A 25802-nucleotide genomic window follows, 5' to 3' on the forward strand; every position below is an offset into this window, starting at 1 on the left:
CCGTCGTCGATGATCCTAAGAGAGGTCTCGCCACTGTGACGAAAATCCGCGCGTCAAGTCCCGGCGAGCAGGGCCTGCGCGCGGCGCCGGCGGATCGCGGGCCCGAGACCGAGCTGGGCCACGGCGGACGCGACACCGAGCCCGAGACAGGTCAGCCACAACGCCGGCGCGCCGATCCCGAGCAGCTGGGTGCCGCCGAGCGGCGCCAGCAGGAACCCGCCCGACCACGCCATCCCGTACAGGCCGCTGTAGCGTCCGCGCAGATGGACGGGGGCGAGGTCGGCGACGACCGCCTGCAGCACCGACGCTGCGATGATCTCGCCCAGCGTCCACACGAGGACCGTGCCGATATAGCTCCAGAGCGACGAGGCCACCGCGGTCAGCCCGTAGCCGATCCCGACGAGCGCGAACCCGGCGGCGAGCACCCTGCTGTGGTCGCGGCGGCTCAGCCACGCGGCCACGAGCGGCTGCACAATAATGATCATGACCCCGTTGGCGGCGATCGCGATCCCGTACGCCTGCGGCCCGAGGCCGTCCTCCTTCATGGCCAGCGCCATCGTGGTCATGCCCTGGAGGAGCACGAACGTGTAGGCGATCCCGATCACCACGTACACGACCATGACCCGGTCGCGGAGCACGTCGAGGAAGCCGCCCTCGGTGCGGTCGGCGCGGGCGCGCCGGGGCCGCGAGTCCGGCACGGCCCGCCACACCAGCAGGCCGAAGCCGGCGCAGGTGATCGCGTCGATCCAGAACAGCCACAGGAAACCGCGCTGGGCCAGCGTGCCGCCGAGGATGGTCGCGACCGCCCACCCCAGGTTGATCGCCCAGAACAGCAGCGCGAACGCGCGCGGCCGTTCGGCGGGGGAGATGATGTCGGCGACCATCGCCTGGGACGCGGGCCGGTAGAGGTCCAGCACGAGCCCGAGGACGAGCACCGCCGCGACGATGGACACGATGCCCTGCGCGTAGCCGAGCGCGAGCATGGCCACCCCAGTGAGGACGGTGCCGAGCGTCAGGGTGATCTTGCGCCCGATGCGGTCGGTGAGGATGCCGCCGACCAGCTGGCTGACCAGCGACCCGGCGCCGAGCACCGCCATCACCAGACCCGCCTGGCCCAGCGACAGGCCGCGTGTGGTGGTCAGGTACAGCCCGAGGAACGGCTCGACCATCGTGCCGAGCCGGTTGAGCAGGGTGCCCGACCAGAGGATCCAGAACGTGCGGGGGAAACCCCCGATCCGGTCGTGCAGGAACGTGGGCAGCCTGCCCGGGCGGGAGCCGGAGCCGGGGGGTGCGGCGACGGCGGCGGGCTCTTCCAGTGCGGTCACATGATCGATCGTCGGGGTGGCGGCACGTTCACGAAAATCATTTAGCCTGGGCTAAATGATCGAGTTCGTCTTCCGCGCGGACGACGTGGCCCGGGTACGGTTCGCGTTCTCGCCGCTCTGGGAACTGGTGCACGGGCTGCGGGTGCTCGCCGACCCGTCGCGGCGCGCCCTGCATCTGCCGTGGCTGCGTGCGATACGGCCGCGGCTGCGCGGGCTCGACGTCGAACTCCTGCGCGGCGTCGTCTCCCCGGACGGTTACATCCCCGACTTCCTCACCCCGCCGCCCGAGACGCCGCTGCCGGACTTCGCGGCCGAGCTGGAGATCGTCCGGGCCACGCCGCCCGACGTCGTCGCCGGGGAACTCCGCTGGACCGAACACGGCGGCAGCGCCGGACCGGCGCGGCTGGCGATGGCGGCCGAGCCCGCCCGCTCCCTGGAGAGACTGTGCGAGCAGCTCGAACGGTTCTGGAGCGCCGCCGTCGAGCCGTACTGGGAGGGCATCCGGGACCTGCTGGAGGGCGACGTGCTGCGGCGGACCCGGGCTCTGGCGGCGAACGGCGCGGAGGGCGTCTTCGCCGACCTCGACCCCGCCGTCCGCTGGCACGGCGGCACGCTCTTCATCGACCGCCGGTGGGACTACCGGGGCGAGCTGGCCGGGCGCGGGCTGCTGCTGGTGCCCAGCGTCTTCGTCTGGCCGCGGGTCTCGGTGATGGCGCCGCCGTACCAGCCCATGCTCAGCTACCCGCCGTACGGCGTGGCGACCCTCTGGGAGTCGAGCCCGGCCGCGCCACCGGACGCCCTCGCCGCCCTGATCGGGCGGCGCCGCGCCGAACTGCTCATCGCGCTCGTCTCCCCGGCCTCGACCACCGAACTCTCCCGGCGCCTGAACGTGACGCCTGGAGCGGTGAGCCAGCACCTCGGCGTCCTCCGGGCGTGCGGGCTGGTCATCGGGCACCGCCTCGGACGCCGCGTTCTCTACACGCGTACTAGAGCAGGGGACGCCCTCGCCGAGTCGCCGTCAGCGCAGTGACGCGAACGCGTCGAGACGACGTCGGCGCTGGCCCAGCATCAGCGAGCCGACGTCCGCGCCGCCGGACTGGTTGTAGCGGCCCGATTCGGCGAGCCAGTCCAGATGGGCCCGGGGCGCGTCCATGAGGGTGCGGACGACCTGGGCCACGGCTCCGCGCTCCTCCTGCGGGATCCGCAACATGTCGAGCGCGTCGCCCATCGACCGGGCGGCCGACTGCACGTCCACCATGCGCTCGGCGATGTGCTCCTGTATCCACCCGGCGGCCCGTGCCGGGGCGAAGGCGTGGGCCGCCTCCAGCACCGTGATCTGGTTGTGCACGTCGCCGCGCGCCGCCTCCTTGGCGTACGAGGCGATGTCGTTGCACCACGCCAGCACGTCGGCGGTGGCCTCGATCAAGGTCGTCCAGGCCGGGGTGTAGAGCAGGCGGGGCGGCAGCTCCACGCCCAGCACCGGCTCGATCAGGTCGTACAGGAACGGCCCGGCGGCACGCCGCCGGAGGCTCGGATAGGTCTCCGGCCCGGGAGTGCCTCCCACCCGCCGGCCGACCGCCTCGTCCGCGCACCCGGTCCGGTGCTCCTCCATGTGCAGCAGGAACCGGCGGCGCCAGTCACGGCTCATGCCCGAGGTGGTGGCCTGCCACAGTTCCACGACCGTGGCCTCCAGCGGCCGGGCGCCCGGCCTGGCGTGGCCGCGGCGCATCGCCTTCAGCAGGTCGTCGTACAGCGAGTGGACGGCGGTGGCGCTGGAGCCCACCGGGGTGTCGTCGAACGTGTCGTCCACCGCGAAGGTCCAGGTCAGCCAGCGGGCGAACAGCTCCACCCGGTCCAGCTCCCCGGCCGGGAAGATCCGCGCCGCCAGCCGTTCGAACCGGCCGCGGCCCAGCGGCGAGGTGTCCGGATCGCCGAGCACCAGGCCACGGCTGCGCGCCCAGGCCGCCACCCGTTCGCCCAGCGGCCAGGCGTGCGGATGCATGACCGAGGGGGCGGCCAGAGCGGCGACCCGGTCGGTCAGCGAGAGCAGCAGGAAAGTGTCCACGACCGGACCCACGCTAATGATCGTCCCGGCCGCCTCTCGCGGAACGCCACGTCAAGACAGGGAAAATCGCGGTAAGGGCTCAGGATCGGGGTTGCTGCTGTGATCTGGTGTGGCAGAGTGCGGGGTGGCGGTATGTGCGGCTTCGTACCCGGCTGCGAAACGATCTCGGGCGTGTAACGTCGCGGAAACAGCGCCGAGGCATACTGCGAAGCAACCGGACCTGTCGGCACCTGCGGAAACTTCGTGTGACTGCGTCCGGTAGGGGCATACGTCGGTAGTGGCACGGCGATCGGTAGGGAGAAGGCTTTGGACCGTCAGCAGGAGTTCGTGCTCCGCACGCTGGAGGAGCGCGACATCCGCTTCATCCGGCTGTGGTTCACCGACGTGCTCGGGTTCCTGAAGTCCGTCGCGGTCGCGCCCGCCGAGCTCGAAGGTGCCTTCGCCGAGGGCATCGGCTTCGACGGGTCGGCGATCGAGGGCTTCGCCCGGGTCTACGAGGCGGACATGATCGCCAAGCCTGATCCGTCCACGTTCCAGGTGCTGCCGTGGCGGTCCGAGGGCCCCGGGGTGGCCCGGATCTTCTGCGACATCCTCATGCCCGACGGCACGCCGAGCTTCGCCGACCCGCGCTACGTGCTCAAGCGGGCGCTGGCCCGGGCGGCCGACCTCGGGTTCACCTTCTACACCCATCCCGAGGTGGAGTTCTTCCTGCTCAAGGACCGGCCGGAGGACGGGCGCGAGCCGGTCCCGGTCGACTCGGGCGGCTACTTCGACCACACCCCGCACAGCGCCGCGCACGACTTCCGGCGCAACGCGATCATGATGCTGGAGGCCATGGGGATCTCGGTGGAGTTCAGCCACCACGAGGGCGCCCCGGGCCAGCAGGAGATCGACCTGCGGTACGCCGACGCGCTCACCACCGCCGACAACATCATGACGTTCCGGCTGGTCATGAAGGAGGTGGCGCTGGAGCAGGGCGTGTTCGCCTCGTTCATGCCCAAGCCCTTCACCGACCATCCGGGCTCGGGCATGCACACCCACATGTCGCTGTTCGAGGGCGACCGCAACGCCTTCTACGAGCCGGGCGCCGAGTTCCAGCTCTCCAAGGTCGGCCGCGCGTTCATCGCCGGAGTCCTCCGCCACTCCGCCGAGATCACCGCCGTGTGCAACCAGTGGGTCAACTCCTACAAGCGCCTGTGGGGCAGCGTCGGCTCCACCGCCGGCGCGGGCGGCGAGGCCCCCTCCTACATCTGCTGGGGCCACAACAACCGGTCCGCCCTGGTGCGCGTCCCCATGTACAAGCCGCAGAAGGGCCACGCGACCCGCATCGAGTTCCGCTCCCTCGACACCGCCGCCAACCCCTACCTGGCGTTCGCGGCGATCCTCGGCGCCGGCCTCAAGGGCATCGAGGAGGGCTACGAGCTGCCGCAGGGCGCCGAGGACGACGTCTGGGCCCTGACGGCCGCCGAACGCCGCGCCCTCGGCATCGAGCCGCTCCCGCAGAGCCTGGACGAGGCGATCCACGCCATGGAGCGCAGCGAGCTGATGGCCGACGTCCTGGGCGAGCACGTCTTCGACTTCTTCCTGCGCAACAAGCGCCAGGAGTGGGAGGACTACCGCCGCCAGGTAACCGCCTACGAACGCCAGCGCCTCATCGCGGTCCTGTAAACGCCCAAAGCGGTCCCGCCCGATCGGATCGGGCGGGACCGCCTCATGTCAGGACGACTCGCGTCCACTGTCGCGTCAGGGCAGCAGCCTGCCGCCGAGCTGAGCGTTGCGGCCGCCGATCCCGAGGTTGGGCGGGCCGAAGTGCGTCAGCCCCTTGACCGTGATGCCGGTACGGGACCCGCGGAAGAGGTAGAGCCAGCCTTCGGGCGTGTTCTCACCGGGGGCGCCGACCGTCAGGTCGGCCTTGCCGTCGCGGTTCGCGTCGAAGGCCGACAGGCCGTTCCCGAACCCGTCGTGCTGCTCGGAGGCACCCGGCACGCCCGCCGTGTTCTGCGTGATCCACTTCGCGCCCCTGGTGGTGAGGCCGGACTTGGCCCCGTTCAGGATCGTCACGGAGCCGCCGAGTGTCGCTCCGTTGTCGCCGGTGGCGACGTCGGCCTTCCGGTCGCCGTTGAAGTCGCCGACCGCCAAGCTGTAGCCGAAGTCGCCGGTCCAGTGGTTCTTGCCGGGGACGCCCCGCGTGTCCCGGTTCAGAGTCTGGACCCTGCCGAGGCCGGTCTTGGTGCCGTAGTGGACGGCGAGGCCGGCCTTCTTCTTGTTCTTGGAGTATTTGAGGGCGACGAGGTCCGCCTTGCCGTCACCGTTGACGTCGCCCGTGGCGAGGTCATGAGCGTCCCAGCCCCGGCCGAGGATCTTCACGGCCCCGAGGCCCTTCCGGGAGCCGAGCCGTACCTGCAACTCGCCGTTGTAAGGGCCGTCCTTGTAGTGCCCGGCCGTCACCAGGCCCAGGTCGTGGTAGCCGTCTCCGTTGAAGTCCGCCGAGGCGAGCGTCTGGCTGGTGGCCGGGTGCCGCGGGATCTTCAACGTCGTACGGACACCCGGGACCGCCCGGGCGCCGACGTTGGCGAAGACCAGCTGACCGTCGTGCAGGCGGGCGTTGTTGTAGCGCACCGCGGCGACGAGGTCCGGGCTCTTGTTGCGGTCGAAGTCACCGACGGCGAGGTCCACGACACCGTAGTCGTTCGTCGCCAGGGTGACGGTACGGTCCGACAGGCCGCGCGGCCCACCGTAGATGATCACGACCGACGCGATCACGGCGCCCTGGGTGGGCGATGCCGGATCGGGGTCCTGGCTCGAAACGGCGAGGTCGGCGTAGCCGTCGCGGTCGAAGTCGGCGCTGGCGGTCGTCCAGCCCCAGTACCCTTCCTTCCGCACCGAGCCGGGGATTCCGGGGGAGTCCTGCGTCAGGACCTGGCGGGCCGACGGGCGCGGGCCCGCCGGGCCCCCGTAGACGACGGTGAGGAAGCCCGCTTTCTCCTTTCCGTCCCCGGTGCCCCAGGAGCTGCCCGCCACCAGGTCGATGTGACCGTCACCGTTGAAGTCGGACCGCTTGGCGGGCTTGACGAGCGGCGCGGCGGCCGCGGGCGCGGCCACGGCACCGAGACCGCCGAGCGCCACGCTGATCGCGGCCGCGGCGCTGAACGCGGTCAGGGATCTCTTCTTCATGTATCTCCTCGTCGCGCGGGGCAGGTCTTGTGTCAGGGCGGAGTCCGGAGCCGAGCCCGGATGCCGCCGCTGCGGCGCTGAACGCGCTGACGGCGGTAGGGAACCGTTCGGCAAGGGAGCTCCCCCGGGAGGCTGGGTCTTCCGTTAGGGGACGCGCCAAGATCGTTCGTGGTTTACCGAAGCTGCCAGGCTTCACTGACATGGACAGGGCGTCGGGCGTAGACGGAATCGAGATCTTTCGTGTGCGTGCTTCACCCTCCGCCGCGGGGTCGTCCGATTACGGTGGAGTCGTGCAGCAGCCGTGGACACCTGACCGTCGTCCTTCGCTGGCCGGTCGCCTGGCCAGGCTCGGCTTCACCGACGCGGGGCTCGCGGCGCGGCGGCTGATCGAGGAGGATCCGGACGGCGTCCTCGGCGACGGGCTGCTGGACGCGCTCGGCGCCACCGCCGACCCCGATCTCGCGCTGACAGGCGTCCTGCGGCTGCTCGCCGCGGCGGGCGCTGACGGCGCCGACCTGCGAGCCGTCCTGCACAAGGACCCGGCGACCCGGGAACGGCTGTTCACGGTGCTGGGGGTGAGCGCCGCCCTTGGTGATCACCTGGCCCGGCATCCCGCGGACTGGCAGGTGCTGGCCGGGGATGGAGCGCTCCAAACCCCGCCGCCCGCGGCCGTACGGGCCGCTCTGCTGCGCGCGGTGGGCGCCGACCCGGCCGGGCCCGGCCCGGTCGCGAGCGGCTCCGGACCCGAGACGCTGGCGGCGCTGCGCGTCGCGTACCGGCGGCATCTGCTCCAGCTCGCCGGCCGCGACCTCATCGGCGCGGCGGACGTCGCCCAGGTGGCGGCCGAGCTCGCCGACCTCGCGGCCGCCGCCCTGGAGGCGGGGCTGGCGGTGGCGCGGGCGGCGGTGCCGGAGCACGAGGCGTGCCGGCTGGCGGTCATCGGCATGGGCAAGTGCGGCGGCCGGGAGCTCAACTACGTCAGCGACGTCGATGTGATCTTTGTGGCGGAGGCGCGGGAGGGCCACCCGGAGGAGGCCGGCCTGCGTACCGCCACCCGGCTGGCGTCGGCGCTCATGCGCGCGTGCTCGGCCAGCACCGAGGAGGGCGCCCTGTGGGAGGTCGACGCGGCGCTGCGGCCGGAGGGGAAGGCGGGCCCGCTGGTACGGACGGTCGCCAGCCACCGGGCGTACTACGAGCGCTGGGCCAAGACCTGGGAGTTCCAGGCGCTCCTCAAGGCGCGGCCGGTCGCGGGCGACGCCGAGCTCGGCCGGCGCTACCTGGAGACGATCACGCCCATCGTCTGGGGGGCGGTGGGCCGCGACGGTGCCCGCGGGGCCGGAGAGGACTTCGTCGCGGACGTCCAGGCGATGCGGCGCCGCGTCGAGGCTCACCTGAGCGAACGGGGCGAGGACGCCGAACGCCAGCTGAAGCTCGGCCCCGGCGGGCTGCGCGACGTCGAGTTCGCCGTACAACTGCTGCAGCTCGTGCACGGGCGCGCGGACGCGACGCTGCGCGGCGCCGGCACGCTGGAGGCGCTGGCGGCGCTGTCGCACGGCGGCTACGTCGGACGTGACGACGCGGCCGCGCTGACCTCGGCCTACCGGTTCCTGCGGCGGGTCGAGCACCTGATCCAGCTCCACCGGCTGCGCCGTACCCATCTGGTGCCGGGCGATCCGGTCGACCTGCGCCGGCTGGGCCGCGCGCTCGGCCTGCGCACCGAGCCGGTGGGGGAGTTCACCGCGCTGTGGCGGCGGCACGCCCGCGAGGTACGCCGCATCCACGAGAAGCTGTTCTACCGGCCGCTGCTGCTGGCGGTCGCCCGGCTGCCCGGGGAGGAGTCCCGACTCACGCCCGAGGCCGCCCGCACCCGGCTGGAGGCGCTCGGGTTCAACGACCCGGCGGGCGCGCTCCGGCACATCGAGGCCCTCACGTCCGGGGTGTCGCGCCGCGCCGCCATCCAGCGCACGCTGCTGCCGGTGATGCTCGGATGGTTCGCCGACGCCCCCGATCCCGACGCGGGGCTTCTGGGGTTCCGGCAGGTGAGCGACGCACTCGGCACGACGCCGTGGTACCTGCGGCTGCTGCGGGACGAGGTGACCGTCGCCGAACGCATGGCCCGCGTCCTGGCGTCCAGCCGGTACGCCACCGACCTGCTGCTGCGTGCGCCGGAAGCGGTCGCGATGCTCGCCAGCGAAGCCGACCTCACGGCGCGGCCGTACGCGACGTTGCGCGCGGAGGCGATGGCGGCGGTGCGCCGTAGAGCCGAAGGCGATAGAAGTAGGCAGGGTGCCGAAGGCGATAAAGGTAAACACGGTGCCGAAGGCGATAGAAGTAAGCACGGTGGTGATGGGGGGCCGGACGGGGGCAGTGCCGAGGCGGCGGTCGCGGTGGTGCGCGGGCTGCGGCGCCGGGAGCTGTTCCGGGTGGCGGTCGCCGACCTGCTCGGCCTCGCCGACGTCCGCACGGTGGGCGAGGCGCTCACCGACATCGCGACCGTGACGATCGAGGCCGCGCTGCAGGCCGCCATCAACAAGATCGAGATCGAGCGGCGCGGGCCGTTGCCGACGCGGATGGCGGTCGTGGCGATGGGCCGGTTCGGTGGTCACGAACTCGGTTACGGCAGCGACGCCGACGTGATGTTCGTCCACGACCCGCTGCCGGACGCCGACGAACGTGACGCGAGCCGCGCCGCCCACGCGGTCGCCGAGGAGTTGCGCAGGCTCCTGGCCCTGCCCGCTCCCGACCCGGCGCTGCAGATCGATCCGAACCTGCGGCCAGAGGGGCGGCAGGGGCCGCTCGTGCGCACGCTCGCCTCGTACGCCGCGTACTACGCCCGCTGGTCGGAGCCCTGGGAGAGCCAGGCGCTGCTCCGTGCCGACCCGATCATCGGTGACCCGGGCCTGTGCGAACGTTTCCGTGCGCTCATCGATCCCGTGCGGTGGCCGGAGGACGGGATCAGCGACGACACCGTCCGCGAGATCCGGCGGTTGAAGGCCAGGATGGAGTCCGAGCGCCTGCCCCGCGGCATCGACCGCCGCCAGCACATCAAGCTCGGACCCGGCGGCCTGTCGGACGTGGAGTGGGTGGCCCAGCTCCTTCAGCTCCGGCACGCCCATGACGTGCCCGCCCTGCGGACGACCCGTACGCTCGCCACCCTGGACGCCGCGGTCGAGGCCGGCCTGCTCGACGCCGACGACGCGCGGGTGCTGTCGGAGGCGTGGCGGCTGGCGACCCGGTTCCGCGGTGTGATCATGCTGGTGCGCGGCCGGGCCTCCGACCTGCTCCCGACCGACCACCACCGCGAGCGCAGCGCGGTCACCCGCGTGCTCGGCTATCCCGGCACCGGGGATCTCATCGAGGACTACCGCCGCCACGCGCGCCGGGCCCGTGCCGTGGTGGAACGGGTGTTCTACGGCGCCGGCTAGACGAGGGGATTGCCGCGGCTCAGGAACGCGAGCGTAGTGGCCCGGAAGGCGCCGCGGCTGAGGGCGTAACCGAGGGCGAGGGCGACGACGCCGCCCACGGCGTCGAGGAGGTAGTGGTTGGCGGTTCCCATGATGACCACCATGGTCAGCGCGGGGTAGGCCACGGCGAGCGTCACCACCCAGCGCCGCCGGGCGATGGCGATGATCGCGGCGGCGGACCACAGTGCCCAGGCCATGTGCATCGACGGCATGGCGGCGTACTGGTTGGAGACCGCCGCGGTCGGCCCGGAGTCATAGATGCCCCACGTACCGAAGCTGATCACGGTGTCGGTGAAGCCCGGCAACATCCGCGGCGGGGCCAGCGGGAACAACCAGAACCCGGCCAGGCCGACGAGCGTGGTGGCGAAGAGCAGCGACCGGTACACCGGGTAGCGGCCCGGATGTCGTACGTACAGCCACACCATCACGCCGATCGTCACGACGAAGTGCATCGTGGAGTAGAAGTAGTTCGACGGGATCGCGATCCAGGTGTGCGCGGCGAAGAGCCGGTTGAGCGCGTACTCGACGTCCAGGTTGGCGGCGTACTCGAGGTCGAGGATCAGCCGGGCGCGGTGCGCGGCCATCGCGTGGTCGGTCGGCACGAGGTTGCGGACCACCTCGTACGCGCCATAGCAGATCAGCAGGAGCAGGAGCTCTGTTCGCAGCCGAGGACGGACCGCCGTCGCCCCAGAGCCGTTCGCGGGGCCTGGGCCGTTCGCGGGGCCGGGGTCGAAGCGGCGGCCGATGTCGGGACCGCCGGCCGGTCTGGCCATGATCCCAGCATGTCAAACGCCGGTCTCGCGCGCACCCCGGCCCCCGCCCGAATCGGCCGCGGCGGCGCCCGGCCGTGCCCGCAGCCTCTGTACCAGCAGAGACGTCGTCCGGTCTCGCATGGCGAGAACCGGTGCCGGGCACCGGTGGTAGAGGAGCCACGACACCGCCATCGCCCCGCCGATCAGGGCGATCCCGGCCACCGCGTCCAGGATGTAGTGGTTCGCGGTGGAAAGGATCACGAACACGGTGGTGGCCGGGTAGATCACGCCGAGCACCTTGGCCCATCGCCGCGCGGTCAGCCGCATCAGCAGGAAGCCGCACCACATCGCCCAGCCCGCGTGCATCGACGGCATCGCCGCGTACTGGTTGGTGAGGGTGCCCGAGGCGTCACTCGCGTACAGGCCCAGCGAGTGCAGCGCGGTGACCGGGTCGACGAACCCCTCGTCATGCAGGAAGCGCGGCGGCGCCAACGGGTAGAGCCAGAAGCCCAGCAACGCCACGCCCGTGGCGATCATGATCCCGGTGCGCGCCCAGCGGTAGTCCTCGGGTCTGCGGCGGTACAGCCACACCACGACCGCCAGCGTCACGCCGAAATGGGCGGTGGCGTAGAAGATGTTGGCGGTACGGGCGAGCCATGGCACCTGGAGCAGCATCTGGTTGAGGCCGAGCTCGACGTCGATCCCCAGGAACCGCTCCGTGGCGAGGATCTGGTCGGCGTTCGCGAACGCCGGCCCCGTCCCGTCCTGAACCAGCACGATGCGCGTCAGCGTATAGCCGGTGTAGAACAGCGCGATCAGCAGCAGCTCGCGCCACACCGGCGGCACGGAGATCCGCCTGACCCCCGGCACGCGGACGACCCGCCGCGCGGGGGCGGGGCGGGCCTCTCCGGTCTGGCCTCGAGGAGCGGGTGGGGCGATTTGGGCCATGCTCCCTATCTTTGCGGTGCGGCCACCTATTTGAGATCACCGCGACGAATGGTCTTCATCTCAGCCTTGAGTAGTACGACCCTGATGCGCCCTCCGGACCTTTGGGGGAGGGAGCGCCGGGGCCGGGGCCTTGATCAGGAGTCAGCATAGGAGGACGCGCGCAGGTCGGCACCGTTCACCGGCTGAGAGGGGGAGGGGACGAACGGGGTGGAGGTTATCGATACCCGACATGAGGGTCGTAAGCCTTACCCCCATGGCCGCTTTCGGCCTGGTGAACGCGGGGTGCACGCGGGGTGCACGCGCGGCCCACGAGGCACGCGGTACGGGCGGCACGCGCGGCTGGGCCGGCGTCAGGTGGAGACGATCTGCTCGACCTTCATCGGCTCCTTGAGGGCGTTGCCGACCGTGCAGTAACTGTCGTGGACGCGCTTGGCGACCTTGGCGAGAACCTCGGCCGCCTTGTCGTCGCCCTCGGGAAGCTCCACCTCGTAGCTGATGGTGATGGTGCCGAGCCGGCTCGTGGCCACCTTGTCGGCGGAGACGGTCGCCGCGAGCCTGACCATCCGGTGGCCGCGCTGGGCCGTCAGCGGTTCCACGGTGACGATCTCGCAGCCGCCCAGCGCCGCCAGCAGCAGTTCGACCGGCGTGAACGCGCCCTCGACATCGCTGGAGTCACCGATGGCGACGCGCGCTCCGCGGTCGTTGGTGGCCTGGTAGCCGTCGTCGGTCCGCTCCACCTTCACCGTGGCCATGGGACCCCCTTCAATCGTTGCGATGACGCCTGCGCTGACGCCCGTCGAAACACGAACGCCGCCCTGGATCTTCCCAGAGCCGGCGGGTCCTGGCGCCTCCGGGCCGGCCACGGCTCCGGCCACGTTCGGTGACCGGCGTGCGTTATCGCACGTCAGCCTGCCCTGTCCCGCTCGTCATATCGGTCCTGGTCGACGTCGGAGACAATCGAAGGGCCCGGTGCGTGAAGGCTCGTCGGACGGAGAGCGGATCGACATCTCCCCCCGCCGGACGCTGCGTAAGCAGGCCGTACCGCTCACTCCGTTTCCCCCTGGGCGGCACGTCCCGTCCACGTCCGGCGGGGGGTCCCGCACATTTCCGGAGCGGTGGAGGCGCCCGTCAGGCGGGGCGGGACGTTTCGAGGCGCAGCTGTTCCTCTTCGACGATCTGGCGGGCGAGTGCCTGTTCGGAGATGTCGACGGCCTCGGGGGAGGCTTCGGCGATGTCACTGCGGCGGGCGTAGGCGTCGAAGAGGGCGCTCTTGCCCTGCAGCAGGTCGAGCATGCGCTGGTCGACGCTGTCGGTGCTGAGGATCCGGTGCACCTGAACGGGGCGCACCTGGCCCATCCGGTGCGCCCGCGCGACCGCCTGGCTCTCCAGAGTCGGCTTGACCTGCGGCTCGCAGATGATGACGACCGAGGCGGCCTGGAGGTTGAGGCCGGTGCCGCCCGCCTGGATCTGGCTCAGCAGCACGGCGTGGCCCGGCTCGGCGGTGAACGCGTCGACCATGGCCTGACGACCGGCGGGCGGGACGGAACCGGAGATGGGGCCGTGCGCGCGTTCGCCGAGAGCGGCGTCGACGGTGGCGAGCACGTCGCGGAAGAACGAGAAGACGACGACCTTCAGCTCGTTGGCGGCGGCCTCCTCGACCAGTTCGACCACGCGCCTGAGCTTGGCCGACCTGCGCGGGACCGCGTACGCCGCGTTGCGCATGGCCATGAAGTTGCCGGAGGCGACGGCCCGGCGGTAGGCGGCGGCGTCGGCGGAGCTGAACTCCTCCCACTCGTCGACGTGCACGACGTCGGGCAACTCGACCAGCACGTCGTGCTGGTTACGGCGCAGGTAGGCGGGGGCGACGGCGGCACGGAACGCGCGCGGGCCCATCGCCGCGTCGCTGCGCCGGATGTCGGGGACCAGCGCGGGCTGCAGGTGGGCGACCAGGTTGCGGAACTCCTCGACGCGGTTTTCCATCGGGGTGCCGCTGAGGAAGAGCACCCGTTGGGTACGCGCGCACCAGGCGGCGACGGCCCGGGAACGGCGGGTGTCGGGATTCTTGACGAAGTGCGCCTCGTCCACGACCAGCATGCCGATCCGGACACCGTCCGGGACCCGCAGGGTGTGCAGCACGTCCAGGGTCGTCACCGCGATGCCGCCGTCGCGGACCCAGTCGGCGAGCGCGTCGGCGCGGTCAGGGCCGTGCACGGGGTGCGCGAGCAGGGCGCTGCGCGCGTCGATCTCGCGCAGCCAGTTGATGAGCACGCTGGCCGGGCACGCCACCAGGAAATGCGTCGCCTCCGTGACCGACAGATGCGCGATCGCCGCGATGGCCTGCACGGTCTTACCGAGGCCCATCTCGTCACCGAGGAGGACGCGCCGCTGCGCCAGCGCGAAGCGGGCACCGAACGACTGGTAGCCGCGGAGCGAGACGCGCAGGTGCCGCTCGTCCAGCGGCTGCTCCTTGACCCGTCTCGTGATGTCGTCCGGCAGGAAGCCCTCGCCCGGATCGCGCTCGGAATCGAGGGCGGCCAGCTCGGCGAGCAGGGCGTAGTAGTCGGACGCGCGCAGCTCGAAGTCGATCCACGCCTCGTCGGACGACACCCTCGGCCGCAGCAGATCGACCGAGGCCTGCGCCAGCAGCCCCGGTGTGCCCCGGGCGCGCTCCTCGCGGAGCAGCTCGGCGAGAGCGGCCAGCGCGTCCATCGCCTGCTCACGGCGGTGGCGTGTCGAGAACAGCCGCCGCCACCAGTTCACCGCCGGCGCCGCCATGTTGATCAGCGGTGACAGCCGTTCGTCCACCTCGACCGCGGCCTCGGCCGCCCGCGGCACGTCCGGCCCGGCGTCCACCAGCAGGTGCAGCGCCACGACCAGCGCGGTGGTCTCGGCGTCGGCCCGGTCGAGCCCGATGCGGATGCTCGCGACGCGTTCGGCCGCCTCGGCGATCTGACCGGCCGCGGCGTGGATCTGGTTGGCGGTCTGCGGCCCGATGCCGGGCAGGCATTGCAGCTCGTACGGGGTGGTGTCGAGGACCTGCAGCACCGTCTCGATCTCGGCCCGTTCCAGCGCGGGCAGCCGCAACCGTCCATCGGTCACGTCCTTGAGCCGCGCCACCGGCATCGAGGCCAGCTGCTCGCGCGCCGCGCGCCGCCGCAACGGCCCGAGCGCGTCCTGCACCGCCGCCTTGGCCCGCCGATGGTCGACGGTCAGGGCCCACGCCGCGTGCCGCAGGTCGTGCGCGCTCCGCAGGAGCTTCTTGGGCTCCTCAGGCAACCGCCGCCTGAGCAACTCCTGCGTCATCGTGCCCGCCACCTCCGTCCGGAGCACATGATGCCACCGGAGTACGACACCCTGCGCCCCTCGGACGGCAGAACGCCCCGTCGCGGGACGGGGCGTTCCACGAGCCGTTCGGACGGCCTAGATGTCGTAGTAGAGCTCGAACTCGTGCGGGTGCGGACGGAGCCGGATCGGGTCGATCTCGAACTCGCGCTTCATGGAGATCCACGTCTCGATGAGGTCGGGCGTGAACACGCCGCCTTCGAGCAGGTAGTCGTGGTCGGTCTCCAGCGCCGCGAGGACCGCCTCCAGCGAGCCGGGCACCGTCGGGATGGCGCGGGCCTCCTCGGGCGGGAGCTCGTAGAGGTCCTTGTCCACCGGCTCGGCGGGCTCGATCTTGTTCTTGATGCCGTCCAGACCTGCCATCAGCATCGCCGAGAAGGCCAGGTAGGGGTTGCAGGACGGGTCCGGCACCCGGAACTCCACGCGCTTGGCCTTGGGGTTGGAGCCCGTGATCGGGATGCGGATGCACGCCGAGCGGTTGCGCTGCGAGTAGACCAGGTTGACCGGGGCCTCGAAGCCCGGGACCAGCCGGTGGTAGGAGTTGACCGTCGGGTTGGTGAACGCCAGCAGCGACGGCGCGTGCTTGAGCAGCCCGCCGATGTAGTAACGCGCGTTGTCCGACAGTCCCGCGTAGCCGACCTCGTCGTAGAACAGCGGCGAGCCGTCCTTCCACAACGACTGGTGGCAGTGCATGCCCGAGCCGTTGTCGCCGAAGATGGGCTTCGGCATGAACGTGACGGTCTTGCCGGCGGCGCGCGCGACGTTCTTGACGATGTACTTGTAGAGCAGCAGGTTGTCGGCCGTCTTCAGCAGCGTGTCGAAGCGGAAGTCGATCTCGGCCTGGCCGGCGGTGCCGACCTCGTGGTGCTGCATCTCCACGTGGATGCCGGCTTCGAGCAGCTGCGACACCATCTCCGACCGCAGGTCGGTGTAGTGGTCCATCGGCGGTACGGGGAAGTAGCCGCCCTTGTAGGGGGGCTTGGCGCCGAGGTTGCCGCCCGGCTCCTCGCGCCCGGTGTTCCAGGCGCCCTCGACCGAGTCGAGGAAGTAGTAGCCGGTGTTCTCCTTGGTCTCGAACCGCACGTCGTCGAAGATGTAGAACTCGGCCTCGGGGCCGAAGTAGCACGTGTCGGCGATGTTGGTGCCGCGCAGGTAGTCCTGGGCCTTCTTGGCGACGTTGCGCGGGTCGCGGCTGTAGGGCTCGCCGGTCAGCGGGTCGTGCACGAAGAAGTTGAGGTTCAGCGTCTTGTGCTGGCGGAACGGGTCGACCACCGCCGTGCTCGGGTCCGGGAGCAGGAGCATGTCCGACTCGTGGATCTCCTGGAACCCGCGGACCGACGAGCCGTCGAACATGAGCCCCTCGGTGAAGACGCTCTCGCCGAAGCTCTCCACGGGGAACGTGAAGTGCTGCATCTTCCCGGGGAGGTCCACGAACCGACAGTCGACGAATCGCACACCTTCGTTCCTGATGAAGCTCAGGACCTCATCGGCGCTGCTGAACATCCAGCCTCCTTGGGGCGCTTTTGGCTTACGGAAGGCTATGGGCGTGCCGTTTCCCGGCGGTGTCCCATATGTTTCGCCTGTGTTACGCATCACATTGTGAAGGAGGTCGCGGCCCGGCGGGACGCAAGCCACGCCCCGAGTCCGAGTTGTCTTCGGCACCGGATAGCGTATGGCCATGAGCAGCGCCAAGGGCACCCGGTGGACGCAGACCTGGCTGGGCGGCGCCCGCGCGGCGGGAGCCGATCTCGGCTATCCGGGCGAACGCCTCGGATTCCCCGAAAAGGGCAGCGGCTCGGCCGCGAGCTACGGACGCCGGATCCTCGCCATCCTGCTCGACCTGCTGGTCGCCGCCCTCATCGGAGCGTTCCTCGCCAAGACCCTCGACTGGTCCCCGGGCACGCGTTCCCTGGCCAACACCGGGATCTTCGCCCTCCAGGCCTGGCTGCTCACCGCCACCCTGGGCATGACCATCGGCAAGCGCCTCACCGGCATCCGCGTCGTCCGCCTCGACGGCAGGCCCGTCGGCCCGGTCTGGTCCCTGGCCCGCACGTTCCTCCTCGTCCTGATCATCCCCGCCATGATCTGGGACCGCGACTACCGCGGCCTGCACGACCGCGCAGCCAACACCGCCGTCATCAACACCTGACATACAAAGGAGGAGCATGCCCTGGAACGGGCAGCTCCTCCTGGACGATCGATCGTGCTCAGCGCATCTTGGGCTTGGGCCCCTTCGGCATGCGAGAGCCCTTGGGCATGGGGCCCTTGGGCATCTGCATGGCGCGGGGGAGGGCCTGGAGGCGGTCGTTCAGCTCCGAGACCTGCGCCTTGGTGAGGTTGCGCGGCAGCTTCATCAGGTGGCGCTGGAGCTTGTCGACCGGGATCTGCCCCTCCTCGTCACCCACCTGGATGTCGTAGATGGGGACCTGCTGGGCGGCCCGGGAGATGCGCCTCTTCTCGGCGCCGAGGAGCTGGCCCACACGGTTGCCCGGCCCCTCCGACACCAGCACCACGCCGGGACGGCCCACCGCGCGGTGCACCATGTCGAGGTTGCGGTTGCCGCTGACGGCCTCGGTGATCGTCCAGCCGCCGCGCATGTTCTTGAGGATCGCGGCGGCGGCGCCGGGCTGGCCGGCGATCACCTTGTACTGGGCACGCTGCGCCATCTGACCGAAGACGATCATGCCGACGGCCACCGCGGCCAGGAGCCCGAGCGGAATGAAGAACCACAGCTGCCCGATGAGCCATCCGACGAGGATGACCAGGACCAGCGTGCCGATCGCGGAGGCGAAGACGATCGGGAGGGCCTTCGGGTCCGCCTGGCGGAGCACCTGGGCCACCATGCGGATCTGCTTGAGGCGGCCCGGACGCTCCTGGGCCCCGTCCGTGGCGTTTTTCGACATGGCCACAAGGATAGTCGTGTCGTACCCCTGTACAGACACCCCGACCCCGCACGCGAACGCGCTACCTGAGCCTAGGGCGAGCCGAAGGCGATGCCCTAGGCGAAGATCGCGAAGCGATGTCGCGTTCGCCGCTTCGGCGATTCGGTCCGAGCCGCTAGGCGAGGCCCGAGGTCGCGGGGGCCATCAAACACTGCGCGCCTCGATGGCTTGCTTGTAGAGGCGGCCGGCGCGGTAGCTGGAGCGGACCAGCGGGCCGGACATGACGCCGGCGAAGCCGATCTCCTCGGCCTCGGCGGCGAGCTCGACGAACTCCTCGGGCTTGACCCAGCGTTCGACCGGGTGGTGCCGGGGCGACGGGCGCAGGTACTGAGTGATCGTCACCAGCTCGGTGCCCGCGCCGTGCAGGTCGCGCAGGGCCTCGGAGACCTCCTCGCGGGTCTCGCCCATGCCGAGGATGAGGTTGGACTTGGTGACCAGCCCGGCGGCGCGGGCCCGGGTGATGACGTCGAGGGAACGCTCGTAGCGGAAGCCGGGACGGATCCGCTTGAAGATCCGCGGCACGGTCTCGACGTTGTGGGCCAGCACCTCGGGGCGGGAGCCGAAGACCTCGGCGAGGAGGTCCGGCTCGGCGTTGAAGTCGGGGATCAGCAGCTCGACGCCGCAGCCGGGGATCGCGGCGTGGATCTGGCGCACGGTCTCGGCGTACAGCCAGGCGCCGCCGTCCTCAAGGTCGTCACGCGCGACGCCGGTCACCGTGGCGTACCTGAGGCCCATCTGGGCGACCGACTCGGCGACGCGGCGCGGCTCGTCCCGGTCGAACTCGGCGGGCTTGCCGGTGTCGATCTGGCAGAAGTCGCAGCGGCGGGTGCACTGGTCGCCGCCGATGAGGAACGTGGCCTCGCGGTCTTCCCAGCACTCGTAGATGTTGGGGCAGCCGGCCTCCTGGCAGACGGTGTGCAGGCCCTCGGACTTCACCAGCCTGGTGAGCTCCCGGTATTGCGGCCCCATCTTCAGCCGGGTCTTGATCCAGTCGGGCTTGCGCTCGATGGGGGTCTCGGCGTTGCGGGCTTCAATGCGCAGGAGCTTGCGCCCCTCAGGTGTCACCGTCGTCACCCCCTCAGATTACGCGCCGGGCGAGCTTCTCGGCACACCAGGCCGGGTAGAGATCGTCCGGGGGGACGATCATGTTGATCAGCACGATGAACGATCTGCCGGGATACGAGGTCACCGAGGTGGTGGGCGAGGTCTTCGGGCTGACCGTGCGCAGCCGCCATCTCGGCTCACAGATCGGCGCCGGGCTCAAGGCGATGCTCGGCGGCGAGCTCAAGGGCATGACCAAGATGCTGGAGGAGACCCGGGTCGAGGCGCAGACCCGCCTGGTCGAGGCGGCCCGCGACCTCGGCGCGGACGCCGTTCTGGCGATGCGCTTCGACGCCAACGATCTCGGCGACATGGGCCAGGAGATGTGCGCCTACGGCACCGCCGTGAAGGTCCGGAAGCTGCCGTGAGGGCAAGGGCAAGGAAGATCATGAGGCCGGACATAGGCCGATTCCCGCGTTTCCACCCTCGGTAGCAGTTGATCTCTCTAGGGTGACTCCCTGTCGTCATGTCGTACGCAGGAGGAACCACCGTGGGCCTGGCAATGTCGTACCTCAGGGTGCCGCCGACGATGGAGGGGGAGCCGGACCCGGGCCGGATCGCCCGCCTGGTCTTCGGCACGCCCGACTGGCGGCGCCGCCAGCCCGCCGAGCAGCTGCTCGACCTGGGCGGCCACTGGCAGGCGCTGCACTACCTGATCACGGGCGACCCGTGGGACGGGCGCCAGCCGGAGGCCGACGTCGTGTGCGGCGGGCGGCTGCTGACCGAGGACGGCGCGGCCGAACTCGGCCTCGACGTCATCTTCCTGGCTCCCGACCGGGTACGGCCCGCCGCCGACCACCTGGCGGGCACCCCGTTCGACCAGATCGCCGCGCGCTACGACCCGGCCGCGATGGCCGCCGCCGAGGTGCAGGACGCCGCGGGCCTGGACGGCAAGTCCCGCGACCGCGTGCTCAGGCCCGCCTACGAGCGCCTCACGGAGTTCTTCGCCAAGGCCGCCGCCGACCGCCAGGCCGTCTTCAAGGTCATGACCCACTCGTGACCCGCCCGTCCCACTGACCGGCCCCAAATCACCACCCGGGCCGGCGCTCAGCGCTGCCCAAAAACCACCTACCGGCTTTGCTGTGACGTCGGGGTCAGACGGCCAGTTGGGCGGTGGTTCGGTGAAGGGGGGCGGTGGCGCCCAGGAGGTCGGTGAGGTGGCGTTCGACCAGGGGGGTGACCTCGGCGGCGGTGACGCGGCGGCCCAGTTCCTTCGACAGGGACGTGGAGCCGGCGTCGCTGATGCCGCAGGGGATGATCCGGTCGAACCATGACATGTCACAGTCGCAGTTGATCTGGAAGCCGTGCATCGTCACGCCGCGGCGGACGCGCAGGCCGATCGAGCCGAGCTTGCGGTCGGGGCTGCCGGGCACCCAGAGGCCGCTGCGGTCCTCGATGAACGTGGTCTCCAGGCCGAACTCCGCGCAGACGGCCATCATCATGTGTTCGAGCAGCCGGACGAACGCGACGCCGCCTCGGGAGTCGGGCAGCTTGACGATCGGGTAGCCGGTGAGCTGTCCCGGTCCGTGCCAGGTGATCTTCCCGCCGCGGTCGACCTCGATCACCGGTGCGCCCGGGTCGCCGACGGGCCGGTCCAGGGGGCCGGTGCGCTTGCCCGCCGTGTAGACGGGTTCGTGCTCCAGCAGCAGGACGGTGTCGGGGATCTCGTCGTCGATCCGTCGTTCCTGGGTGCGTCGTTGCAGGTCCCAGGCCTTCTCGTACGGGACCGCGGCGGTGCCGAAGCCCACGTGGACGAAGACCAGCTCCCGCGAGGTGGGGGGCGCGTCGTCGAGTACGTCCGTTTCGTTCACGTGGTTCAGCTTATGTCCCTCACATCGCGGCGAGCAGCCTCGGCTCGATCTTGCTCTCCTTGGCCGTGCCGCCGTCGGGCTCGACCCGGTAGGCGCCGGCGTCCCTGGAGTAGGAGACGGCTTGGACGAACTCGGTGCCCACGTAGTGCAGCGCCACCGTCTCGTCCGCGGCGTACCCGCCCGGCAGGGTGCCCTCGCCGATCAGCTGCTGGAGCAGCGGGCGGCGCTGAGGGTCGCTGTCGTAGTGGACGCCGCAGGAGTAGGGCAGGAAGCCGAGCCCGTCGGTCAGGGGCCGCAGCTGGGGCCCGTAGGAGTCGGTGTTGCCGCCGACGTGCCAGCACAGTGCCCCGGCGCTCTGGCCCGACAGCACCACGCCCTCGTTCCACGCCTCACGCATGAACTCGTCCACGCCGTGCAGCCGCCACAGCGCCAAGAGGTTGGCCACGCTGCCACCGAACACGTAGACGAGGTCCTGGCTCAGCAGGTGGGACCGGATGTCCTGCAGGTTGGGCATCGGGAACAGCGCCACGTGGCTGACCTCGGCGTCCAGCTGGGACAACGCGGCGTAGCCCTTGGCGATGTATTCGGCGCCGTCGCCCAGCGCCGTGGCCAGGAAGCAGATCCGTGGCCGGTCCTCCCCGGTCAGGTCGAGGGCGTAGCGCAGCAGCGGGCCGGGAGTCGTCCCGTACCGGCCGTCCGGCAGGAAGGACCCCCCGCCGATCGCGACGATGTGCGGCTGCCCTTCGGTGCTCATGGTCTCGCCTCCGGCTCGGCATTTCGTCTGAGAGTCACCGTACGTTCTCGCATCCGGACCGAACGTGACTTTGATGTTTCTTGGGGATTTTCTTCACCCGATCGCCGCCCGGACCGCCGCGTCCACGTCCGTGTGGGCGAAGGAGAACCCGGACGCCTCCAGCCGCCGGGGGAGCACGCGCTGGCTGATCAGCGGGCCCTCGTCCGCCAGCCCGCGCAGCGCCAGCCGCAGCGCGAACCTGGGCACGGTGAGCACCGCCGGCCGCCCGAGAGCCTGCCCGACGGCCCGCGTGTACGCCGCGTTCGTCACCGGCCGGGGCGCGGTCAGGTTGACCGGACCGGCCAGCTCACCGCCGAGCAGATGGCGAAGCGCGGCGAGCTGGTCGGTGAGCGAGATCCAGCTGACCCACTGCCGCCCATTGCCCAGCTTGCCGCCCAGCCCGAGCTTGAAGAGCGGCAGCGTCTTGCCGAGCATGCCGCCTTCCCGGGCCAGGACGACGCCCGTCCGCGCGTGTACGACCCGTACGCCCGCGTCGGCGGCCGGACCGGCGGCGGCCTCCCAGTCGCGGACCAGTTCGGCCAGGAACCCGCCGCCCATCGACGACTCCTCGTCGACCTCCCGGCCGCCGGTGTCGCCGTAGTATCCGATCGCCGATCCGGACACCAGCACCTTCGGCCTGTCGCTCATCCCCGCGATCGCCTCGGCCAGGACGCGGGTGCCGCGCACCCGGCTGTCCCGGATCTTCTGCTTGTACGCGCTGGTCCAAGGCCGATCGGCGACTCCGGCCCCGGCCAGGTGCACCACGGCGTCACACCCCTCCAGGGCGCTGGTGTCGACCGTGCCGTGCGGGTCCCAGCGGGCCTCGTCCTGCTTCGCGGGCTCCCGCCGTACGAGCCGCACGACGTCATGCCCGTCCCTGCGCAAGTCCTCGACCAGCGCCCCGCCGATGAGTCCGCTTGCCCCGGTGATGGCGACCTTCATGCCGACCACCCTAAAGCCCGCACATGAACGCCAAGACCCCGCCGCTCCCAAGGAACGGCGGGGACTCAACGCACCTTCAGCGAAGATCGCGAAGCGATGTCGCGTTCGTCGGCCGCGAAGGCTAGAGGCCCAACTCCGCTTCGAAGTTGCCCTCTTCGAGGCGGTGCTTGATCGTGCTGAGGAAGCGGGCGGCGTCGGCGCCGTCGATCAGGCGGTGGTCGTAGGTCAGGGCCAGGTAGACCATGGACCGGACGGCGATGACCTCGCCCAGGTCGGGGTCGTCGATGACGGCGGGGCGCTTGACGACGGCGCCGGTGCCGAGCATGCCGACCTGCGGCTGGTTGAGGATCGGGGTGTCGAACAGCGCGCCCCGGCTGCCGGTGTTGGTCAGCGTGAACGTGCCGCCGGCCAGCTCGTCCGGACTGACCTTGTTGGTGCGGGTGCGCTCGGCCACGTCGGCGATCCGCTGGGCGAGGCCGCCCAGGTTCAGCTGGCCGGCGTTGTGGATGACCGGGACCATCAGGCCGCGCTCGGGCACGTCCACCGCGATGCCGAGGTTCTCGACGTCGTGGTAGGTGACCTCGCTGGTCTCGCTGTTGATGACGGCGTTGACCTTCGGGTGGGTCTTGAGGGCCTCGATCGTCGCCAGCGCGAAGAACGGCAGGAACGACAGCTTGACGCCCTCGCGGGCCTGGAAGTCGGCCTTGGCGCGGTCGCGCAGCCGCGCGATCTTGGTGATGTCCACCTCGACCACGGTGGTGAGCTGCGCGGAGACCTGCAGCGAGTCGACCATGCGGCGGGCGATGGTCTGCCGGATGCGCGACATCTTCTCGGTCTTGCCGCGCAGCGCGGCGGCCTCGGCCGTCGGGGCGGCCGGAGCCGGTGCGGCGACGGGCGGCGGTGCGGGCGCGGCGGGCGCCTGCGCCGGGGCGGCCGGAGCCTGCGGCGCCGGGGCCTGCGCGGCCTGCGCGGCGCGGGCGGCCTCCAGCTCCTCCTGCTTGCGGATGCGGCCGCCGACGCCGGTGCCGTTGACCCGGGAGAGGTCGACGTTGTGCTCGGAGGCGAGCTTGCGCACCAGCGGCGTCACGTACGGGCCGTCACCGGACGGGCCCTCGGAGGCCGGGGCCGGCTGCGGCGTGGGCTGCTGCGCGGGCGGCTGCTGGGCCGGCTGCTGCGCGGGCGGTGCCTGCGGGGGCTGGGCGGCGGGCGGCGGCCACGCGGCGGGCGGCGGTGCCTGCTGGGCGGGGGCCTGCTGCGCCGGGGCCTGCGGCGCGGGTGCCTGCTGCGCCGGGGCCTCCTGGGCGGGCGCCTGCTCCTGGGCCGGGGCGGACTCGGCCTGCTGGGGTTCGGACGACGGGGCCGGGGCGTCGCCCTGGTCCCCGATGACCGCCAGTTCGGCGCCGACCTCGACGGTCTCGTCCTCGGCGACGGTGATGCTGGTCAGAATGCCCGACGCAGGAGAAGGGATCTCGGTGTCGACCTTGTCGGTCGACACCTCCAGGAGCGGCTCGTCCGTCTCGACGTGCTCACCCTCCTTCTTCAGCCAGCGGGTGACGGTGCCCTCGGTGACGCTCTCGCCGAGCTGGGGCATTGTGACGGAGACCGGCATGGCTCTCGCGACTCCTTCGAATTTCCTGTGCGGGCGTTCAGCCGTGCACGTGCAGTGGCTTGCCGGCGAGAGCGAGGTGTGCTTCGCCGACCGCTTCGGATTGGGTCGGGTGGGGATGGATCAGCTGGGCGACCTCCGCGGGAAGGGCCTCCCAGTTGTAGATGAGCTGACCCTCCGTGATGAGCTCGCCGACACGGGCACCGACCATGTGGATGCCGAGGACGGGACCGTCCACGGCCGCGATCACCTTGACCTCGCCCTGGGTCCCGAGGATCTTGCTCTTGGGGTTCCCGGCGAGGTCGTAGGTGACCTCGTGGATCTCGTATCCGCGCTCCGCGGCGACCTTGGTGGTGATCCCCACCGCGGCGACCTCGGGGTCGGAGTAGGTGATGCGCGGCACGCCGTCGTAGTCGATCGCGGGCGGGTTGAGCCCGCCGAGCCGCTCGGCGACGAGGATGCCCTCGGCGAAGCCGACATGGGCCAGCTGCGGGGTGGCGATCAGGTCGCCGACCGCCGAGATCGTGGGGACGTTCGTCCGGCAGAACTCGTCGACCTTGACGAAGCCCCGTTCGGTCTCCACGCCGGCCTCCGCCAGCCCGATGCCCTCGGAGACCGGACCGCGGCCGACCGCCACGAGCAGCAGCTCGGCGTCGATCGTCTTGCCGTTGTCGAGCGTCACCGAGACGCCGCCCTGGGTCGGCTTGACGCCCTGGAACCGCACGTCCAGCTCGTACTTGATGCCGCGCTTGCGGAACGCCCGCTCCAGCCGCTTGGAGCTGGACTCCTCCTCCAGCGGCAGCAGGTGCGGCAGCGCCTCGACGATGGTGACCTCCGCGCCGAACGAGCGCCACACGCTGGCGAACTCGACGCCGATGACGCCGCCGCCGAGCACGACCACCGAGGCCGGGACGTGCTCCAGCACCAGGGCGTGGTCGCTGGAGATCACGCGCTCGCCGTCGATCTCCAGGCCGGGCAGCGACCTCGGCACCGAGCCGGTGGCCAGCACGATGTGCCGTCCCTCCAGCGTGCTGACGTCGCCGCCGGGGCCGGTCACCTCGACGGTGGTCGGCCCGGTGAGCCTGCCGTCACCCTCGACGATCGTGATGCCCTTGGACTTGATCAGGCCGGTCAGGCCCTTGACCGTGGTCGAGACGACCTTGTCCTTGTACGCGTTGACGCCCGCGACGTCGATGCCCTCGAAGCTGGCCTTGATGCCGAACGTCGCGGCCTCGCGGGTCTGGTCGGCGACCTCCGCGGCGTGCAGGAGGGCCTTGGTCGGGATGCAGCCCCGGTTGAGGCACGTCCCGCCCAGCTTGTCTCGTTCGATGAGCGCCACGGACTTGCCGAGCTCGGCGGCTCGGAGTGCACACGCGTATCCGCCGCTGCCACCACCTAGGACGACGATGTCGAAGGGGCCGCTGTTGGCCACTGGACGCTCCCTATGTTCGCGCTGTGTCAGGCTCGCCGGCCCCGGCTCTGCCCGGGCCCGGCCCTCGCGACGGTACGGGGCGCACCTCAGGCGGGCCCCGTAGCC

General features: G+C 71.1%; 21 protein-coding genes. 6 read left to right on the forward strand and 15 right to left on the reverse strand.

The window, feature by feature from the left end:
- Window positions 1-53: 53 nt before the first annotated feature.
- A complete protein-coding gene (locus tag ABD333_RS03745; protein WP_344537664.1) occupies window positions 54-1325 on the reverse strand; it encodes an MDR family MFS transporter in 1272 nt (423 codons plus the stop codon).
- A 55-nt stretch (window positions 1326-1380) separates the two neighbouring features.
- Here ABD333_RS03745 and ABD333_RS03750 point away from each other — a divergent pair, with 55 nt between their 5' ends.
- Entirely contained in the window at window positions 1381-2355 is a 975-nt protein-coding gene (locus ABD333_RS03750) for a DUF5937 family protein (RefSeq protein WP_344537666.1), read from the forward strand.
- Here the strand turns inward: ABD333_RS03750 and ABD333_RS03755 are convergent.
- Window positions 2344-3402 carry a terpene synthase family protein gene (locus tag ABD333_RS03755; RefSeq protein ID WP_344537668.1) on the reverse strand — a complete coding sequence of 353 codons (1059 nt, stop codon included), beginning with the start codon at window positions 3400-3402 and terminating at the stop codon, window positions 2344-2346. The genes ABD333_RS03750 and ABD333_RS03755 overlap by 12 nt on opposite strands.
- A gap of 294 nt (window positions 3403-3696) precedes the next feature.
- Here ABD333_RS03755 and glnA (ABD333_RS03760) point away from each other — a divergent pair, with 294 nt between their 5' ends.
- A complete protein-coding gene (gene glnA, locus ABD333_RS03760) occupies window positions 3697-5058 on the forward strand; it encodes a type I glutamate--ammonia ligase (protein WP_344537670.1) in 1362 nt (453 codons plus the stop codon).
- 75 nt (window positions 5059-5133) lie between these two features.
- Here glnA (ABD333_RS03760) and ABD333_RS03765 read toward each other — a convergent pair whose 3' ends face one another.
- Entirely contained in the window at window positions 5134-6564 is a 1431-nt protein-coding gene (locus tag ABD333_RS03765) for an FG-GAP and VCBS repeat-containing protein (protein WP_344537672.1), read from the reverse strand.
- Window positions 6565-6854: 290 nt separating this feature from the next.
- Here ABD333_RS03765 and ABD333_RS03770 point away from each other — a divergent pair, with 290 nt between their 5' ends.
- Entirely contained in the window at window positions 6855-9989 is a 3135-nt protein-coding gene (locus tag ABD333_RS03770; protein ID WP_344537673.1) for a bifunctional [glutamine synthetase] adenylyltransferase/[glutamine synthetase]-adenylyl-L-tyrosine phosphorylase, read from the forward strand.
- Here ABD333_RS03770 and ABD333_RS03775 read toward each other — a convergent pair.
- From ABD333_RS03775 to glnA (ABD333_RS03795), 5 genes are all read right to left on the reverse strand, one after another.
- Entirely contained in the window at window positions 9986-10801 is an 816-nt protein-coding gene (locus ABD333_RS03775) for a phosphatase PAP2 family protein (protein ID WP_344537674.1), read from the reverse strand. The two genes, ABD333_RS03770 and ABD333_RS03775, sit on opposite strands and share 4 nt — an antisense overlap.
- A 12-nt stretch (window positions 10802-10813) precedes the next feature.
- Window positions 10814-11728 carry a phosphatase PAP2 family protein gene (locus tag ABD333_RS03780; RefSeq protein ID WP_344537676.1) on the reverse strand — a complete coding sequence of 305 codons (915 nt, stop codon included), beginning with the start codon at window positions 11726-11728 and terminating at the stop codon, window positions 10814-10816.
- Between the two features lie 350 nt (window positions 11729-12078).
- Window positions 12079-12480, reverse strand: coding sequence for an OsmC family protein (locus ABD333_RS03785; RefSeq protein WP_344537678.1), 402 nt, complete (start codon window positions 12478-12480; stop codon window positions 12079-12081).
- A gap of 376 nt (window positions 12481-12856) precedes the next feature.
- Window positions 12857-15031 (reverse strand): DEAD/DEAH box helicase, encoded by a 2175-nt coding sequence (locus tag ABD333_RS03790; protein ID WP_344537680.1) that lies wholly within the window; start codon window positions 15029-15031, stop codon window positions 12857-12859.
- Window positions 15032-15148: 117 nt separating this feature from the next.
- Window positions 15149-16573 (reverse strand): type I glutamate--ammonia ligase, encoded by a 1425-nt coding sequence (glnA, locus tag ABD333_RS03795; RefSeq protein ID WP_344537682.1) that lies wholly within the window; start codon window positions 16571-16573, stop codon window positions 15149-15151.
- 175 nt (window positions 16574-16748) lie between these two features.
- Between glnA (ABD333_RS03795) and ABD333_RS03800 the strand changes: the two genes are divergently transcribed.
- Entirely contained in the window at window positions 16749-17219 is a 471-nt protein-coding gene (locus ABD333_RS03800; protein ID WP_344537684.1) for an RDD family protein, read from the forward strand.
- A 58-nt stretch (window positions 17220-17277) separates the two neighbouring features.
- Here ABD333_RS03800 and ABD333_RS03805 read toward each other — a convergent pair whose 3' ends face one another.
- Both ABD333_RS03805 and lipA read right to left on the reverse strand, forming a co-directional pair.
- The gene (locus ABD333_RS03805) at window positions 17278-17973 is read right to left on the reverse strand and encodes a DUF4191 domain-containing protein (RefSeq protein ID WP_344537686.1); all 696 of its coding nucleotides are present in this window, start codon (window positions 17971-17973) and stop codon (window positions 17278-17280) included.
- A 183-nt stretch (window positions 17974-18156) separates the two neighbouring features.
- Window positions 18157-19086 carry a lipoyl synthase gene (gene lipA, locus ABD333_RS03810; RefSeq protein WP_344537688.1) on the reverse strand — a complete coding sequence of 310 codons (930 nt, stop codon included), beginning with the start codon at window positions 19084-19086 and terminating at the stop codon, window positions 18157-18159.
- A gap of 71 nt (window positions 19087-19157) precedes the next feature.
- Here lipA and ABD333_RS03815 point away from each other — a divergent pair, with 71 nt between their 5' ends.
- On the forward strand, window positions 19158-19481 hold the full coding sequence (locus tag ABD333_RS03815; protein ID WP_344537690.1) for a YbjQ family protein: 324 nt from the start codon (window positions 19158-19160) through the stop codon (window positions 19479-19481).
- 122 nt (window positions 19482-19603) lie between these two features.
- Complete coding sequence (locus ABD333_RS03820) at window positions 19604-20113, forward strand: YfbM family protein (RefSeq protein WP_344537691.1); 510 nt, start codon at window positions 19604-19606, stop codon at window positions 20111-20113.
- Between the two features lie 94 nt (window positions 20114-20207).
- Here ABD333_RS03820 and lipB read toward each other — a convergent pair whose 3' ends face one another.
- From lipB to lpdA, 5 genes are all read right to left on the reverse strand, one after another.
- Complete coding sequence (gene lipB / locus ABD333_RS03825; protein ID WP_410558581.1) at window positions 20208-20924, reverse strand: lipoyl(octanoyl) transferase LipB; 717 nt, start codon at window positions 20922-20924, stop codon at window positions 20208-20210.
- A 19-nt stretch (window positions 20925-20943) separates the two neighbouring features.
- On the reverse strand, window positions 20944-21678 hold the full coding sequence (locus tag ABD333_RS03830) for a Type 1 glutamine amidotransferase-like domain-containing protein (RefSeq protein WP_344537693.1): 735 nt from the start codon (window positions 21676-21678) through the stop codon (window positions 20944-20946).
- A gap of 93 nt (window positions 21679-21771) precedes the next feature.
- Window positions 21772-22659: a TIGR01777 family oxidoreductase gene (locus ABD333_RS03835; RefSeq protein ID WP_344537695.1), complete on the reverse strand. Its 888-nt coding sequence runs from the start codon at window positions 22657-22659 to the stop codon at window positions 21772-21774.
- A gap of 121 nt (window positions 22660-22780) precedes the next feature.
- On the reverse strand, window positions 22781-24268 hold the full coding sequence (sucB, locus tag ABD333_RS03840) for a 2-oxoglutarate dehydrogenase, E2 component, dihydrolipoamide succinyltransferase (RefSeq protein ID WP_344537697.1): 1488 nt from the start codon (window positions 24266-24268) through the stop codon (window positions 22781-22783).
- A 37-nt stretch (window positions 24269-24305) separates the two neighbouring features.
- Window positions 24306-25697, reverse strand: coding sequence for a dihydrolipoyl dehydrogenase (gene lpdA / locus ABD333_RS03845; RefSeq protein ID WP_344537699.1), 1392 nt, complete (start codon window positions 25695-25697; stop codon window positions 24306-24308).
- Window positions 25698-25802 lie beyond the last annotated feature (105 nt).

The sequence above is a fragment of the Actinomadura fulvescens genome, assembly GCF_039533225.1.
Classification (GTDB): domain Bacteria; phylum Actinomycetota; class Actinomycetes; order Streptosporangiales; family Streptosporangiaceae; genus Spirillospora; species Spirillospora fulvescens.